This is a genomic window from Paenibacillus sp. VTT E-133291, assembly GCF_002264395.1.
In the GTDB taxonomy this organism is placed as follows: domain Bacteria; phylum Bacillota; class Bacilli; order Paenibacillales; family Paenibacillaceae; genus Paenibacillus_AQ; species Paenibacillus_AQ nitricinens.
Genome location: NZ_NFVA01000013.1, coordinates 54,301 through 70,191 on the forward strand (window position 1 = coordinate 54,301; position 15,891 = coordinate 70,191).

Below are 15,891 nucleotides of genomic sequence, written 5' to 3' on the forward strand. Positions count from 1 at the left end.
CAGCAGAGGTGAGATTATGGATTTTGCGGACGAAATGACCGCCTTCACAGATTGGCTCGAAACAAACCCATTGGAGCCATCCGCACAAACTTTGCTCGTGCACCTCATGGTGATTGCAAATAAGAGTGGATATCCAGAGTGGTTTGCCGTAACCAATCCCCTGCTTCAGGCGAAGGTGGGCATTTCGGAAAACTCACTGACCAAGCACAGGAACACGCTGATCCAAAAAGGTCGGATTGAATACAAGAATCAGGGTAAGCAGCAAGCTGGAAAGTATCGGCTAACCTTCTTTACCTCAAATAATGCGGTAAAAGATGAGGTAAAACGTGCGGTAAAGCATGAGGTAAAAGGTGAGGTAAAAGGTTCAGCATTATTAAGATCTTTTAAAGACCTTAATTCTTCTTCTTCTTCATCTGCTGATCAGACGGAATATGAATCCTATTACATGGCCCACAAAAGAGTATTCGGGTTCGAGTGTAACCCCATCCAGGCAAATAAACTGGGTGTGTACATCGACCAGGACGGTCTGGAAGAAGCTGTCGTGATAAGAGCTATCGAAAGAGCTGGCTTAGCTTCCAAGGGGTATCGGTTCAATCTTATTACCACGATTTTGGATGATTACTTTCACGCCGGGGCGATTACGATATCTGCTGCAGTTGCCTTGGATGCTGCGTTTGACGCTTCCCAGCAATCGACAACCAACAGAGCGCCGAAGTCCGGTGGCAATACACCAAAGAAGCAGGGTGGCAGGGTAGACAAGCTTGCTGACCTACGGCGTAGAGCAGAGGAGGAAAAGCAAATTGAAGCGAGCGCAAGTCATTGATTTGCTAGTAAAAATTGCAGAAGAGTATAACCAGGTTGATACAAGCGATTCAGAAATTAATCGGCTTTATGAAAACCTGAAGGATTTCCCTTTTGACGTTGCCTACGAAAACATCCGGCAACACATGCTAACTAATCCATGGCCTCCTAAGATTGCGCAAATCCGTGGTGGGTCAGGGGATCTACGAGATAAGGGACTTCTCAAGGATCAGACATCAGAGTATTTTGCCGAAAGAGACAGATCCCGAGCTGCCGCTAAGCCAGTACCTGCGGGATGGAAGGAGGAACTATATGCGCGCCTTAAATCAGGAGCCACCGCACGACATTGAAGCAGAATGGTCTGTTCTTGGAGCAATCATGATTGATACCACTGGTGATGCTATAGATAAGGCGATTTCTTTAGCACCACAAGTGTTCTATGATCCGATGAATCGAACGATCTTCTCAGGAATGGTTGAGCTTCACAACGCGGGTGAGCAAATTGATATCCGATCTCTGACGGGGGCACTTCTACAGTGGAAAAGCCTGGATAAGGTTGGTGGCGTTCATCACCTTTCCCAAATTGCTCGATCATCACCAACTGCAGCGAACATCGAATATTTTATCGGCATCCTCAACAACAAATTCACTTTGCGAGAAGCCTTGAAGAATGCTTATGAGCTAATTGAAATGGTTCATGAAAGTGAGGATGCCGATGCTGTAGTGTCCCATGCTCTTACCAAGTCAGCCGCGCTATCCGATCAATCCGCGCCTAAGCAGGATTTCAAATCAACGAGAGAAATCGGAATTGCTTATATCGAAACGATAGAGCAACGGGTTAGTAACCGGCTGAGTGGAACCATTAGCGGTAAAGAGACCGGATTTAAAGATTTGGACAAGCTTACGGGCGGGTTTCAAAAGCAGGATCTGATTATTGTCGCGGCTCGTCCATCTGTAGGTAAAACGGCATTTGCCCTTAATATTGCTCAAAATGCTGCTAAATTAACTAATGAACCTATTGCTGTATTTAGCTTGGAGATGTCAGAGCAACAGCTTATGCAACGTATGGTGTGCGCTGAGGTTAATCTCGACGCTAATGACCTGAGAATGGGCGATATCACCAGTGACGATGATTGGGGTAAGTTGACCATTGGTATTTCTTCTCTTGCAGACAAGAACATTTTAATTGCTGACGATCCAGTTGTCACCGTGCATGATATTCGAGCCAAGTGTCGGCGTTTGAAAAGAGAACAGGGTCTTGGAATGATCATCATTGATTACTTGCAGCTGATCCAGGGAAGTAGTGGAAAACGTGGGGAAAATCGACAACAAGAGGTTTCAGAAATTTCCCGAGTGTTGAAGCAAATAGCTCGTGAATTGGATGTGCCGGTTATCGCGTTGTCCCAACTCAGCCGTAAAGTTGAAGAACGCCAGGACAAACGTCCGATGATGAGTGACCTTCGAGAGTCTGGTTCTATTGAACAGGATGCAGATATTGTAGCTTTCCTTTACCGGGATGATTATTACAACCAGGAGTCCGAGAAGAAAAACATTATCGAAATCATCATATCTAAGCAGCGTAATGGTCCTACTGGAACGGTTGAACTTGTGTTCCTCAAGAATTTTAACAAGTTCGTGAATTACGAAAGGGCGCATGTCAATAACTTGCCTCAGCCAGCCTGAAAATAAAGAAAGCTGGGCATTGGCGCAGAGTAGACGCATACAGCGAAGGAAGGTGAATTGCATGGATGAAAAAATAATGACTATCGCGGATTTGATTGACTATTTGCAGACATTACCGCTTGATGCTGAGTTGTTTGTATATCTCTGTAACGGTGGATTTGGATCTCTTGATACCGCCAATGATATCGAGCAATATTTTAAATTCGATGAGTCAGCTAATACCTTGTATCTCGATCATGTTCGTTATGAGTTGGAAAATAAATAATGATACTGCGCAGTACGAAGGATGCTGAACAATAGACGCATACGGTGCAAGAAGGAGGGTAATTAGAAAGATGTACGATAAGGAAAAAATGTTAGAAAAATTGAAGGGGCTAAAAGCTTTGGCTGAGCGTGGAGTTGATGGAGAAAAGGAATCCGCGCAAAGGATGCTTGAAAAGCTCATGGAGAAATACGGCATCACGGAAAGTGACATCGGTGCCGAAACGGTGGAAATCGCATGGTTCAGGTATCATGACGATTCGGAACTTCGGCTACTGAATCAGATCCTTTATATGGTGCTTGGGGATTGTGATTTTTACAGCAAATTAGGAGCTTCAAAGAGGAAACATAAAGTCTTAGGCGCTTATTGTACGGCAGCAGAACGTTTGGAAATAGAACTGAATTTTGATTTCTACAAGCGAGCGATGCAGGAAGAGTTGAAGTTATTCTATAGCGCATTCATGAACAAAAACAAGTTATTTCCTTCTGAAGAAAAAGCCAAGGCAACAACTTCTGGTAAGGCTCTATCACGAGAAGAAGAACTGAGGCTATCTTTCATGATGGAGGGCATGGAACGGCGCACCATGACGAAAATGATAGAAAATGATTGATGTGCAGTACGAATACACGGTGAAGGAGTGAAACGGAAAATGTCTTATGAATATTATATTTCCCCTGAAGACTATGAACGGGCAGCATACAACGGTATCAAACGCGGGACTCTAGATTGGAGGGTTCGAGTTGCTGCTTGGGGTATAGAACAGGCAGTTCGAATACCTCCACGGAAACTGAAAAATCACTCAGAATGGATTGAGATCGCGGCTAAGAACGGTATCCCGTATCAAAATTTCATTAACCGTGTAAGTTTAAAATGGACGCCAGAACGCGCAGCTACTCAACCGCTTTTGACTAATGAGAAGCGCGCTGAACAGATGAAGAAGCAGAATCCTGTAAAACGTAATTATCCAGAAGAATTGATTAAGCAGGCAGCCAGTAATGGAGTTTCCCGAAACACCTTTTATGCGCGAGTTCGCAACGGCTGGGATTGGGAAAGAGCAGCATCAGAACCGCTTGTCTCTTCTCAGGAATGCGGACGCAGAGGGATTGAATCAGTGTACAAGAAATACGGGAATATTAACGCTCTAATTTTTCAAAAAAGAGGCTGAGGCGTTGAGCACATTATCCCCAATCCATCCACAAGCCGTGAATATGATCAATATGGCTCTTAGCAAGGTAATTCGCAAGGGCGGCAAGATCGAGCGAATGCAGCTTTATGTATGCCCACGGTCAGAACTGGCTCAGCATTACATAATAAAAACAGCATTTGGAGATTTACGGATTCATCCAGGCGATTTCGTCCCGAAAGGCTATTCTTATCTGCTTGAAGATCCAGGTGGAGATAAGAGAGGATTTGCTTGGGTATCAATACCGAAAGATGCGAGGATAACAGAAAATCGGCAAAAGGAGGCGTAGAAGTGATCATCAAAACAGTCAAAAATATTAATTCGGCAGCTGGAAGTATTGTTTCAGGAGTGTCATTCCGGGCGCAGCGTGAAAAGAATGGGTACAGCATAACATTCGGAGAATTCAAAGGTCAGTATATCCCAGCATCATCAGCAATCATACTCAGTGATATTGTTCTTGACGAAGATGGGAAGATGCCGCGTGGATCGAGATATGCATAGACAGAAAAAGACCCCCTAATCCTTGGCGGGGGCTGGGGGTCAATGAAAGTCAACTTTTAACCTCAACCCATTATAACTGATAAAGGGGATTGAGGGGAATGGCAATGGTATTGGAACAAGGGGAATTGTTTCCAAGTGCAAGCTTGGCAGAGATAGAACGAACCAAAGTCCTTTTAATGGAATATCGGAAAATGCGGCTTCTGATGGATGATTATGAGAATCACCAGTCAGACATGCAGCAAGTTGCTATTGACGGTGAAGTCGCACGACGGGTAGATCAGGACGAAATGCACGCTGATAAGACGGCGAATGCGGTGATCCTTGCTGAAAAGCAACGCCTGGTATATGAGCAGTACCGATACAGAGATGAGGCACTTAAACGGGCACACAATATTATTATAGATGATGAAACTAAAAAGGTAATAGATTACCGATACTTTCAGGGCTTTACAATGAAGGAAACATGTCTGTTCTTCAAACGGGACGTGGGAGACAGCACCATAAAGCGTAAAGCCAAAGAAGGAGCTATCATGATTGCCAACAACCTCAAAACTCTATGTTTCTTTGATAAGGATGTAGTGAATTTTTGACCCGATTGTGACCCAGTTGTGACCTTACATTGACCCTAAGCTGATCCACCGTTGAACCTTTTTCCGTGATATATTGATATCGTAGAAATTTAGGCGAGACACAAAATGTATTTCTAAGAAAGTCGCTCTTAACTGGGCGGCTTTTTTTTCATGTTCATAATACTGGGGTGGTGATATGAAAGTAGTCCAGCCGATCCGCGATGAACGGATCATTGATGGTATGAAGTATTATTTTCGGAGCCGAAGCATGCGAAATTATCTTTTCTTTTGCTTGGGTATTTACTCAGGGCTTCGGGTTTCAGACTTACTAACACTTTCAGTCAGAGATGCTAGGCACGACTATATTAGTAAAGTCGAGCAAAAGAACAAGAACAATAAGAGATTCCTTGTTCATCATAGCATTCGCAAAGATTTAGATGAATTCATTAAAGGTAAAGCAGATGACGAATTTTTGTTCGCCAGTAGGCAAAAGAAAAAAATAAGTCAGCTTAAGCAACAGCCGATAGATCGTTCAACGGCTTATCGGTTTCTTAACGATGCAGCTAAACATTTCGATCTTGAAGAGTTTGGCAACCACACGCTTCGTAAAACGTGGGGATATCGGCTATATAAACAAGATGAGAGAAATCTACCGTTACTAATCGATGCGTTCGGTCATAGCGATATGCGGGTTACATTACGGTATATTGGCCTGACACAAGACCTTTTAGACCGTGCAACCATGCGTATGCGTTGATTCTAGCGCACCACAATTAGGCGTGTGTCGCACTCAGTAAAGAAAGGATGGATACATTATATGAAGGAACAGAAAAAATAGAAGAATGTTCTACTGCACCAGAATTCCTTTATGGTTCACTCAAAGCCTGTTTTTGAGGGGTTTAGCAGCAGCAGCCTTTAGGCCAGTAAAGTAACGATTGTAAATAACTGTTAAAAGTGTACTGTCCAAACTCGAATGTCGTGCGGAGGTGTTTGAATGAGTGGGTAGGGGCCGCAGTGAAAAACGTGACAAAGCATTCCGTATGTGGGAGAAAAGTGGCCGGACAATGCCACTGGTGGACATCGCCAAGAAGATGGATGTAGCTGCTTCGCTCATACGGAAATGGAAGCATGAGGATGCATGGGAGGCGAAGCCAAGCCGAAAGCGCGGCGGACAGCCTGGGAATAAGAATGCCGAGGGCAATAAAGGCGGCGGCGCTCCACCGGGGAATAAGAATGGCTGGAAGCACGGCATGTATGAATCCATGTGGATGAGCGAGATCGCCGCCGAGCATAAGATGAAGCTCATGACGATGGAAACAGATCCTCGTCAGATCCTCATCAATGAAGTATCGCTGCTTGAATACCGGGAATACCGCCTTATGCGGTACAGCCGAGAGATTGAGCAGGGATGGGATGCAACGATTGTCCAGTCCAAGAAAGAGCGCTTCAAGAAAGTAGTCGAGGATTTTGGCGACACTCCTACCTTTGATGCTCATGGTTTCCTTGAAGTGGAGTTGAAGCTTGAGCATGAGATGATTGAAGTGGAGACCGTGACAAAGACTCCACAAATGCTGGAGCGCCTGCTTGCAATAGAGGGCCAGCTATCAAATGTGCAAGGCAGGAAGCTGAAGTGTATTGCGCTTCTCGATCAGTTTGATCGTAATGAGCTGACAACCGCAGAACTGCAGCTCAAGGTGGAGCGTATGCAACTTGAAGTGAATAAGATCAGATCGGAGGCGTGGTAATGGCAAGGCATGCAATACTCCAGACGTTTTACACATCAGAGAAGTGGATAGTCTTTCGGCTTAATCTGATCGTGGAGCGCGGCAACTCTTGCCAGCGCTGCGGCTGTATCATTGGTAAGCCCGCTGATATCATCGGTCACCATAAGATTGAGTTAACGCCTGAGAATGTTAACGACCATTCAATTAGCCTTAACCCGGATTTGGTTGAGCTGGTCTGTTACGACTGCCATAACCAGGAACATAAACGGTTTGGCTACCAGAACAGGAAAGAGGTCTTCTTAGTCTACGGTCCGCCGCTAGCTGGGATGGTGGATCTTGTGCGGCAGCAGATGAGTCGGGGGGATCTGATCGTAAACATGGATCTTCTATACTCTGCGCTGTCGGGCCTACCTGACTATGACAAACCGGATGCGCTGTTCAGCAATGTGATCGGTGTGCAGAACTTCCTTATCGACAACATCAAGACACGGCTGGGAAAATGGGGGACGGCTTGGATCATCGGCGGGTTTCCCGAAAAGTTCAAGCGTGATCGAATTGCCGAAGAGACTGGCGCTGAACTGATCTACTGTCCAGTGAGCCGGGAGGATTGCCTTGCAAGATTGGAAGGCAGCATGGAGCTGCGATATCGCAAGGATGAATGGCGCGGCTACATTGAGAAATGGTTCGAAAAATTTCAGGAATAAATAAAAATATTTTTTTTATTTTTTTCTCAGACCCCCCCGGGTCAAAAATATTTTTTCAGCTTTGGGTAACCGTAGAGGGGACCCTTTTATTTTACACGCCTAAAATTTTGAAATTGGATCGAGGTGCTGAATTCTATGGAAAAATTGGAGGTCTACAGTCGAGAGTTGGCGAAGTTGCAGGCCATCTTTTCCGATGTTGATCCGGCTAAGGCTCAGCTGGTAGAAGGGCTGATGGAGGATGCGGCGTTCCTGAAAGCAGAAAACGCCGTTCTGAAGCAGGCGCTTAAGGCAACTGGCATGGTGAAGATCCACCCGAATAATCCAGATCTACAGAAGCCGGTTGAAGCTGCGCGGCAGTACCTGAAGAACGTCAATGCGTATGCAGTGGTCATAAAAACACTGAACGGTGTGCTTTCCAAGAATGCACTTGACCCGGATGATGATATGGAAGACTACGAATGAGTGGGTCATATTCGTCATTTCTACATGAGTATATGTATAAGTGCAGAGCTGGTGAGATCATTGTTGGGCAGGAACTTGTACAGATGTTCGATATCCTTGAGGAAAACATGCGTGATCCTGATATTCGATTCGACACTGCTGATGCTCACAAGCGGATTAGCCTGATTGAAACCAAGTGCAAACATTACGAAGCGCCATTTTCCGGAAAGCCGTTTATTCTGGAGCTGTTTCAGAAAGCTTTCATTGAGGCGATTTATAGCTTCAAAATATTTGATGATGAAATTGGCCGATGGGTCAGGCTCTACCAAGACATTCTATACTTGGTTGGGCGTAAGAATGGCAAGACCCCACTTATATCCGCTTTGATTCTGGCTGAATTCTTCTGTGGACCGGAGGGACTAAAGGCTCTGTGTTCCAGCAACGACTATGAACAGGCTGACCTAATGTTCCAGGCGATCAATGCCATGCGGGAAGAGAGTAAATCGCTGGAGCGGAAGACCCGGAAGAACATTAAAGGCATTTACTTCGGAAACCCGAAGAAGCCGACTCATACCGGAAAGTTCTCATACCGGAACAAAGGCTCTATTCGTAAAATCTCTGCTAAGACTGGCGCGAAGGAAGGCCGGAATATCGGCGTGGGTGCGGTGGATGAAGTTCACGAGATGAAGGACAACACCAGCACTATGCCAATCCGTCAGGCTCTATCCACTCAGGATGAGCCTCTTTATATTGAGCTTACGACTGAGGGATTTACGAATGAGGGCTACCTTGACGGACGTATGCGGGAGGCTCGGCAGGTTTTAAGCCATGAGCTGGACCGCCGCCGCTGGCTGATCTGGATGTACACGCAGGACAGTGAACAGGAAGTATGGAGGGATGAGAAGACTTGGACGAAAAGTAACCCCGGACTTGGGAGCATTAAGAAATGGAGCTTCCTTCGAAAAATGGTTGAAGAGTCCAAGACCAATCAGGAGATGCGGGCGTTCGTGCTGGCAAAGGATTTCAATGTCAAACAAAATAACGCTGCAGCTTGGTTGATGGATCAGGACATTGCCAACGAGGATGTTTTCGATATCGAACAATTCCGCGGGGCTTTTGCCATTGGTGGCGTTGACCTTTCCAAGTCCGGCGACCTTGCTTCTGCTCGGGCGCTGCTGATGAAGGACGGTAAGAAATATACCTGCCAACATTACTTTGTTCCCGCATCTAAGATCGCGAATCTGTCCAGGGAGGACAAGGAGCGTTTCGACAAATGGACAGCGCTCGACTTGGTCACGGTGTCGGATGGTAATGAGAACGACTTCCGGCATGTTACCGCCTGGTTCATGCGCTTATTCCGCGACTATGGCATCCGGTTCTACAAAGTAGGTTATGACAAATGGTCGGCAACCTACTGGGTCAAGGAAATGGAAGAGTATGGCTTCGATATGGTGCGGATCAGTCAGGAATACGGAAGCTTATCGGAGCCGATGAAGCTGGTCAAAGCGGATTTACAAAGCAAGCTGATCAATTACAATCAGCATCCTATTGACCGCTGGTGCCTGGAGAATACGGCATTTGAGATTAATAGCAAAATGGAGATCCGGCCCGTTAAAGTTCAAGGCAAGGATGAGAAGAAGATTGATGGAACGGTGACAATGATCTTCGTGTACAAGGTTTACATCGACAACCGGACTGAATTTCTGGATTTGGTAAAGAGAGCGGGGTGAAATAGTGGCATTAATTGATAGCTTCAAAGGGCTTCTGCCATTCAAGTCCAAAGAATACAAGCGTGCGAAAATGCTGAACGGGTATATGCCTGTATTTAGTCAGTTCGGTAATAACATTTATGCTTCTGATATTGTTCAGAACTGTATTGACATTATCGCAACGGAAATCAGCAAGCTGGAACCCCGGCATATTCGGACAGATGCAAATGGTAATCAGACCACGCCGCGCGGAAACCTGAATCGGCTTTTCAAGTTTGGTCCGAATGAGCTAATGACCACCCGGGACTTCCTTGAAAAAATTGTGTGGTTGCTGTTCATGAATTTCAACGTATTCATTTACCCTATGTACACTGTAGAGACTTCGGATGAAGGGGTAGAGAGCCGGAGTTATAGTGGATTTTATCCGCTGAATCCCTATCAGGTTGATTTTTTGCAAGACCCTACTGGTCGCCTGTATGTAAAACTATTTTTTTCTTCTGGCGAGAGCTTCACCGTTCCGTATTCAGATATCATCCACATTCGGAAACGATACTCAGTGAACGAGATCATGGGTGGCGGACAGAATGGTCAGCCGGATAATGAAGCGCTGCTTAAGATATTGCGAATCAATGACACAGTGCTGCAAGGTGTGGAAAAGGGAATTAAGACAAGCATGTCCATTCGCGGCGTTCTGAAAATTGCGACTATGCTTGATGATGATGCACAGCGTAAGGAGCGGGATCGCTTCGAGAAGCTGATGGCTTCCGGTGATTCCGGCATTCTACCGGTGGATCTAAAGGGCGATTTCACTCCGATTACCATCGACCCCAAGATGATAGACAAGGATACGCTTGCGTTTCTTAAGGACAGCACTCGGGAGTGGTTCGGAATGCCCTTTGCTATTCTTGCGCGGGATTACACCGATGATCAATACCAGTCCTTTTATGAAAGCACCCTGGAGCCGATTCTAATTTCACTGACTCAGGGATTTACAAAAACGACTTTTACATCCCGGCAGCTGGATGTAGGGAATGAGATCATTTTTTATCAGCGGAACATGATGTACCTCAGTACAGCGGCCAAGCTCAACCTGATCAAGACGGCAGGGGAGCAGGGGCTGCTCAACGATAATCAAAAGCTGGCTCTGCTCGGTTATCCTCCACTCCCGGACGGCAACCGAATTACGCAGAGCCTTAACTATGTGGATCGGTCCATAATCAACATTTATCAGTTGAATGGAACGAAGCCCCAACCTACCAAGGCGGTGAATGAAGATGCAGAAGAATAAGCTTCCGGTCATGCATGAGCCGGAGCGCCGAGCGTTTGTTATGAATGATCTTCGGGCAGATCCGGCTGGAAACGTCGTTGAAGGTCATGCGGCTGTGTTTGAACAGGTAACCGTTATCGGTGGCTGGTTCAAGGAGATCATTGAGCGCGGAGCATTCGACAAAACCGATTTTAAGGATGTGATCATGAGCGTTAATCATGATCTGAAGCGGATTCCCTTAGCTCGAAGCCGGAATAACAATGCAAATTCCACGCTTCAACTTCAAGTGGACGAGCAGGGGTTGAATACGAGGGCTGAACTGGATGTTGAGAACAACATGGAGGCTAAAGCTTTATACAGCGCAGTTGGACGAGGGGACATTTCTGGAATGTCCTTTATTTTTACAGTACGGGACGAAACCTGGGAAGGGCTTGATACAGAACTTCCCACCCGCCGCATTAAGGACATCGGCCGAGTGATTGAAATCTCTGCGGTATCCTTTCCGGCTTATGACGGGACTGATATAAATGCTCGTGACCTGCAGGCACTGGAGAGCGCCCGCACCGCACTGGAGAGTGCGCGGTCTGGACTGGATAGTTCATTGAGCGATTTGGATTTAGCAAAAGAGAAATTAAAATTCATCTAATTAACTGGAGGTAATCGTAAATGAAAGAATTCCTGAAGAAGCTTTTGAAAAATAAAGAAGAAGCCCGGACTGCTCTTAAAGACAAGGGTTTGAAAAGCAATGACATTGTAGAAGTACGTTCGATTGGTTCACAAGTGGAAGCAATTGACGTTGAAATTGCTGAGCTTCGGCAGCAACTGGAGTCCATGCCTGATGATCCGATTGCTGGTGGAGCTACTCCTCCAGAACCTGAACAACGGGGAGCGGGACAACCTCCTGCTGGAAATGCGGCAATGACACAGTTTTTGAAATCATTTGGAATCGGAACGCCAACACAGCAACGTTCGGATGAGCCGGTCGATCCATACGGCACCGTTGAATACCGGAATGCTTTTATGGTCTATGCCAAAACGGGCGAGATCAAACCGGAGCTTCGGGCTAATGCGACAACAACCACGGCAGATGTATCTGCGGTTATCCCGACAACCATCTTGAATGAGATCATTAAAAAAGTCACGGTTTACGGGCAAGTGTTCAGCCGTGTTCGGAAGCTCAATATCAAGGGTGGTGTGGAGGTTCCTATTCTTGCACTGAAACCAGTAGCTACTTGGATCGGTGAATCTCCGGTATCGGATAAACAGAAGGTGCAGGCCAATACGAAACTGACGTTCACATATTTCGGACTGGAATGCAAGGTAGCAATTTCACTCCTGGCTGACACAGTAACGCTTGCTGGATTTGAAACGGTAATCACGGATCTGATCGTAGAAGCAATGGTCAAAGCTATTGATTTGTCGGTAATCAAAGGTACGGGCACTGGACAACCAAAAGGTATCACCGTGGATGACCGTGTTCCAGCTGCACAGATCGTAACAATGACACCGACTCAGTTTGCAGAATGGGATAGCTGGGCGAAGCTTGTTCTTGCCAAGATGCCGTTGGCGTATAAGGCTGGAGCTGCTTTCATGATGGCCTCTGGTACGTTTGAGGGTTATATCAATGGAATGGTTGATGATAACGGACAACCAATTGGCCGAGTGAATTACGGAATTGCAGATGGACCACAGGAAAGATTTGCGGGGAAAGAAGTGATCCAGGTCGAGGACGATGTGATTGTGCCATATGCTTCTGCTGCCACAGGAGATGTGGTTGCCGTATATTGCAACCTTAGTAACTACGGATGGAACAGCAATATGCAGATGACTATGTTTCGTTACTTCGACCATGACACGAATGAGTATGTAGACAAGGCGATTCTGATCGCAGATGGTAAACTGATTGATCCAAATGGCGTTGTCATTGTCAAGAAGGGTGCAGCGTCCTAATAAACGGGGCCACATGGCCCCATAAAGGTGGTGAAATAAATGGCTAAAAAGTCACAAGCTACAAAGATTGACGGTGTTGAAGTTTCTACGCTGACAGGTGAAACTGTATTACTTTGGAAGGCAACGCGCGAATTATCTGAAGTCGAGCACGAGCAGCTTTCTATCAAGCTCAAGCAGGAACAGGAGCATGCAGGGATTAAAATCATACTGGTTCCGTTGTCCGTTGACCTTGAGGTAATCACGCAGGGCGAAGTCGAGCCAGCTCCAGAACCGGATACCAATCAGGAACCGTCAACAGAACCGAAGCAAGGCGGGGATGAATAATGACGGATACAGAACTGCTTGCCGAGTGTAAGGCTGGTCTAGGCATGCCCATTGACGGTACGCAATTTGACGGAGTTTTAAAGCCGAAACTACTGGCCGTCAAGTCATACATGGCCGGAGCGGGTGTGTCCGCTGAGATGTTGGCTGATGATTTGGCGGTTGGTGCAATCGTGGTCGGTGTGACGGACTTATATAATTTGAGCAGCGGGGATATTTCATTCTCCGCTGTTTTTCATGTGCTTCTTACTCAACTGGCCTGTCGAAGCCTACCGGAGGTGACTTGATTTGTGGAAGCCAGGAGTCCAGCAGTTTAACACACAGATCCGAGTGCAGCACAGGCATGAAGTACGGGTAAATGGTGCGCCGGATATCTCCTATGTGGATGCGGCTCTGCCTTTAGATTGCTGTAACTGGAAAGGACGTGGAGGTTCAGAGAGCGTTACGGCAGGGACATTAGTTGTTGCCGATACAGCAGAGCTGACTATGTGGTATCGACAGGATATAAGCGAGCGTGACCGCATTCTTTTGCGAGACAATGCGGATCTTGCCTATGAGGTGACCAATATTGAGAACGTGGAAATGCGGGATCAATTTTTGATCATCAAGGTCAAACGGGATGTGAATGCTTAATGGCAAGAAGCCGGAGAGTGACCAACTCACGCACCATCACACTAGACGTGTCTGGCGTTGAGGATTACCTTGCTCGGGTGCAAGCAGCTGGCCGGAGTGTGGACGATGCTGTGAAGGCGGCACTGACCGAGAGCGCCGCACCTATTCAGGCAGATATTAAAAAATGGGCAGAGAAGCACGAGCTGACCGGAACCACGTTGGCCGGGGTAGATGTCGCAGAACCGAAGCAGTACGGGAACAACATCGTTGTCCAGGTCGGTATTGATGATACCAAATCGCCGGGAGCGTGGCACTCCACGTTTGTCGAATATGGAACACCTACCCAACCCGCAGACCCGGGAATCCGACTAGCTTTTGAGAAGAACAAGAATAAGGTGAAGAAGATTCAGCGCGAAGTGCTGAAGCGGGAGGGGCTGCCGGTTGATTAATATCTATGAGCTGACCTGTTCCACGTTGGAGCAGCTGGGGCACGATGTGCGGGAGCAGGGCTCATATGCTCAAAATTCAAATCTTCCAGAAAGCTTTGTGACTTATCAGGTAATTGATGATAGTCCTGCGGGACATGCAGACAACAAGCCCACATCTCTCGTGTGGCGTATTCAGGTGTCGATGTATAGTAAGAGACCCACCATCAAGCAAGGCGCTTCTGAGACGATTAAGGCGGTTATGCTGGAAGCTGGATTTATGAGAGTTGGTGGACGTGATCTGCCGTTCTTGGAGACCGGACATTATGGATATACCTGTGATTACAGGTTCTATGAAATGGAGGAATAATTGTGGAGAAAAAATATGGTGAATTTGTCGGAGTAGACAGCCTACACTTTGCCAAGGTCACGGATACAACGGAAAGTTATACAGCAGAGGCTCCGAAGTATCTTGCACCAGCTGCAGAAATTTCCGCTGAAGCGGAAACCAGCAATACACCGACTTACTATGACAACGTTCCAGGCAATAACTATGTTTCTGAGGGTGTAACCACCCTGACGATTACGGTGTCCGGCATTCCGGCTTATCTGGCGGCGGAGCTGCTGGGTAAAGATTTTGATTCGGCTACTGGACGGCTAATTGACAGCGGACAGCCCAATCCGCCAGATGTGGCAGTGGGATACCGTGCCAATATTGGCAGAGAGGATTATCGTTACACCTGGTATCTCAAGGGTACGTTCTCGGGCGGCGCTGAAGAGGCAGCGACCAAAACAGCAGATGTTGATATTCGCACGTATCAGCTGACCTATACCGCTGTCGCAACCACTAAGCAGTTTGAAGTGCTAGGCGAGGACAAGCCAATCAAGAAGATTTCAGGAGATACGACACATGAAGCATTTAATCCTGCGGGTTGGTTTACGCAAGTTCAGACCCCAGATAACTCAGGAGCGCCTGCCGCGCTTACGTTGACCAGTGTCCCAGCCAATAACGCCACAGGCGTGGCAGTAGGAGCCAATGTGGTTCTGACATTTGCTAATAAACTTGCGTCTTACTCAGCCGTGCTGCTTAATGGGGGGTTTGATGTTATTGCTTCGGCAAACACGCTTGATGCTACGGGCAAGATCCTGACGATTAACCCGAATGCAAACCTAGCAGCAGCTACAGAATATGCGGTGATCATTAACGGGGCGACGGATGTGTACGGACAGATGCTACCGCAGACGGTGATTAGTTTTACAACGGCGTAATTTATCCAAGGGGCGGAGCGATCCGCCCTATTTTATTTATCCAGGAGGCAAGAATTTATGAAAGCAGTATTTATCAAATTCACAGATGCTCAGGGCGCACCTGAGAAGACATTCAGTACATGCAGTCTTAAAACGGGGATTATGGACACGATTTTTGAAATAGCAGAACGTGCAGAGAACTTTAAGTCAAGTAATCCCGACATGCAGGAAGTTCGAGAGTTTTACAGGGAAGTCAAAACGGTCATTGTTGCGGCGTTCGGCAGGCAGTTCACTTTTGACGAGCTGAACGAAGGCGTTGAAACTGATGAACTGATGAATGTATTTCAAACGCTGTGTAAAAACGTCATGAGTGGTGTCAAAAAAAACTAGCCCCGGGGGATCAACCGAAAGACGATTCCCCGGCCAGCTACCGCACAACACTGCTGAGCCTGAAATTTAACTTAGTGAAAAAAATGGGTTGGACTCTACAT

Annotated in this window: 24 protein-coding genes; all 24 read left to right on the plus strand. The window is 46.7% G+C overall.

All coding sequences use genetic code 11. The annotated features are described in order from the left end of the window. Nucleotides 1-16: 16 nt before the first annotated feature. On the plus strand, nucleotides 17-823 hold the full coding sequence (locus CA598_RS08345; protein ID WP_094876207.1) for a DnaD domain protein: 807 nt from the start codon (nucleotides 17-19) through the stop codon (nucleotides 821-823). Next, complete coding sequence (locus CA598_RS08350) at nucleotides 801-1,151, plus strand: hypothetical protein (protein ID WP_094876208.1); 351 nt, start codon at nucleotides 801-803, stop codon at nucleotides 1,149-1,151. The genes CA598_RS08345 and CA598_RS08350 overlap by 23 nt, the downstream gene beginning before the upstream one ends. Further along, on the plus strand, nucleotides 1,114-2,484 hold the full coding sequence (gene dnaB, locus CA598_RS08355) for a replicative DNA helicase (RefSeq protein WP_094876209.1): 1,371 nt from the start codon (nucleotides 1,114-1,116) through the stop codon (nucleotides 2,482-2,484). Before CA598_RS08350 ends, dnaB begins: the two co-directional genes overlap by 38 nt. A 76-nt stretch (nucleotides 2,485-2,560) precedes the next feature. After that, nucleotides 2,561-2,749 carry a hypothetical protein gene (locus CA598_RS08360; RefSeq protein WP_143812401.1) on the plus strand — a complete coding sequence of 63 codons (189 nt, stop codon included), beginning with the start codon at nucleotides 2,561-2,563 and terminating at the stop codon, nucleotides 2,747-2,749. Between the two features lie 70 nt (nucleotides 2,750-2,819). Continuing rightward, nucleotides 2,820-3,356: a DUF2786 domain-containing protein gene (locus CA598_RS08365; protein WP_094876211.1), complete on the plus strand. Its 537-nt coding sequence runs from the start codon at nucleotides 2,820-2,822 to the stop codon at nucleotides 3,354-3,356. A 39-nt stretch (nucleotides 3,357-3,395) separates the two neighbouring features. Continuing rightward, a complete protein-coding gene (locus tag CA598_RS08370) occupies nucleotides 3,396-3,911 on the plus strand; it encodes a hypothetical protein (RefSeq protein WP_094876212.1) in 516 nt (171 codons plus the stop codon). Nucleotides 3,912-3,915: 4 nt separating this feature from the next. Continuing rightward, nucleotides 3,916-4,218, plus strand: coding sequence for a hypothetical protein (locus CA598_RS08375; protein ID WP_094876213.1), 303 nt, complete (start codon nucleotides 3,916-3,918; stop codon nucleotides 4,216-4,218). A 2-nt stretch (nucleotides 4,219-4,220) separates the two neighbouring features. Next, the gene (locus tag CA598_RS08380; RefSeq protein ID WP_094876214.1) at nucleotides 4,221-4,430 is read left to right on the plus strand and encodes a hypothetical protein; all 210 of its coding nucleotides are present in this window, start codon (nucleotides 4,221-4,223) and stop codon (nucleotides 4,428-4,430) included. Nucleotides 4,431-4,528: 98 nt separating this feature from the next. Then, a complete protein-coding gene (locus CA598_RS08385) occupies nucleotides 4,529-5,020 on the plus strand; it encodes a hypothetical protein (protein ID WP_094876215.1) in 492 nt (163 codons plus the stop codon). Nucleotides 5,021-5,195: 175 nt separating this feature from the next. Continuing rightward, nucleotides 5,196-5,756, plus strand: coding sequence for a tyrosine-type recombinase/integrase (locus tag CA598_RS08390; RefSeq protein WP_094876216.1), 561 nt, complete (start codon nucleotides 5,196-5,198; stop codon nucleotides 5,754-5,756). 241 nt (nucleotides 5,757-5,997) lie between these two features. Beyond that, nucleotides 5,998-6,744: a phage terminase small subunit gene (gene terS / locus CA598_RS08395; RefSeq protein ID WP_094876217.1), complete on the plus strand. Its 747-nt coding sequence runs from the start codon at nucleotides 5,998-6,000 to the stop codon at nucleotides 6,742-6,744. Further along, a complete protein-coding gene (locus CA598_RS08400) occupies nucleotides 6,744-7,427 on the plus strand; it encodes an HNH endonuclease signature motif containing protein (protein WP_094876218.1) in 684 nt (227 codons plus the stop codon). The genes terS and CA598_RS08400 overlap by 1 nt, the downstream gene beginning before the upstream one ends. A gap of 135 nt (nucleotides 7,428-7,562) precedes the next feature. Next, a complete protein-coding gene (locus CA598_RS08405) occupies nucleotides 7,563-7,889 on the plus strand; it encodes a hypothetical protein (protein WP_094876219.1) in 327 nt (108 codons plus the stop codon). After that, complete coding sequence (locus CA598_RS08410; protein WP_094876220.1) at nucleotides 7,886-9,598, plus strand: terminase large subunit; 1,713 nt, start codon at nucleotides 7,886-7,888, stop codon at nucleotides 9,596-9,598. Before CA598_RS08405 ends, CA598_RS08410 begins: the two co-directional genes overlap by 4 nt. A gap of 4 nt (nucleotides 9,599-9,602) precedes the next feature. Then, complete coding sequence (locus tag CA598_RS08415) at nucleotides 9,603-10,865, plus strand: phage portal protein (protein ID WP_218832589.1); 1,263 nt, start codon at nucleotides 9,603-9,605, stop codon at nucleotides 10,863-10,865. Next, entirely contained in the window at nucleotides 10,852-11,490 is a 639-nt protein-coding gene (locus tag CA598_RS08420) for an HK97 family phage prohead protease (RefSeq protein ID WP_094876221.1), read from the plus strand. The genes CA598_RS08415 and CA598_RS08420 overlap by 14 nt, the downstream gene beginning before the upstream one ends. A 20-nt stretch (nucleotides 11,491-11,510) precedes the next feature. Then, nucleotides 11,511-12,794 (plus strand): phage major capsid protein, encoded by a 1,284-nt coding sequence (locus CA598_RS08425; protein WP_094876222.1) that lies wholly within the window; start codon nucleotides 11,511-11,513, stop codon nucleotides 12,792-12,794. 39 nt (nucleotides 12,795-12,833) lie between these two features. After that, complete coding sequence (locus CA598_RS08430) at nucleotides 12,834-13,118, plus strand: hypothetical protein (protein WP_094876223.1); 285 nt, start codon at nucleotides 12,834-12,836, stop codon at nucleotides 13,116-13,118. Continuing rightward, nucleotides 13,118-13,402 carry a hypothetical protein gene (locus CA598_RS08435; RefSeq protein ID WP_094876224.1) on the plus strand — a complete coding sequence of 95 codons (285 nt, stop codon included), beginning with the start codon at nucleotides 13,118-13,120 and terminating at the stop codon, nucleotides 13,400-13,402. The genes CA598_RS08430 and CA598_RS08435 overlap by 1 nt, the downstream gene beginning before the upstream one ends. A 1-nt stretch (nucleotide 13,403) precedes the next feature. Continuing rightward, on the plus strand, nucleotides 13,404-13,748 hold the full coding sequence (locus CA598_RS08440) for a phage head completion protein (RefSeq protein WP_094876225.1): 345 nt from the start codon (nucleotides 13,404-13,406) through the stop codon (nucleotides 13,746-13,748). Next, nucleotides 13,748-14,176, plus strand: a complete 429-nt coding sequence (locus tag CA598_RS08445; RefSeq protein WP_094876226.1) for an HK97-gp10 family putative phage morphogenesis protein — start codon at nucleotides 13,748-13,750, stop codon at nucleotides 14,174-14,176. Before CA598_RS08440 ends, CA598_RS08445 begins: the two co-directional genes overlap by 1 nt. After that, complete coding sequence (locus CA598_RS08450; RefSeq protein ID WP_094876227.1) at nucleotides 14,169-14,522, plus strand: hypothetical protein; 354 nt, start codon at nucleotides 14,169-14,171, stop codon at nucleotides 14,520-14,522. Before CA598_RS08445 ends, CA598_RS08450 begins: the two co-directional genes overlap by 8 nt. 2 nt (nucleotides 14,523-14,524) lie before the next feature. Next, nucleotides 14,525-15,421, plus strand: coding sequence for a major tail protein (locus CA598_RS08455; RefSeq protein ID WP_094876228.1), 897 nt, complete (start codon nucleotides 14,525-14,527; stop codon nucleotides 15,419-15,421). Nucleotides 15,422-15,478: 57 nt separating this feature from the next. Continuing rightward, nucleotides 15,479-15,790, plus strand: a complete 312-nt coding sequence (gene gpG, locus CA598_RS08460) for a phage tail assembly chaperone G (RefSeq protein WP_094876229.1) — start codon at nucleotides 15,479-15,481, stop codon at nucleotides 15,788-15,790. Nucleotides 15,791-15,891 lie beyond the last annotated feature (101 nt).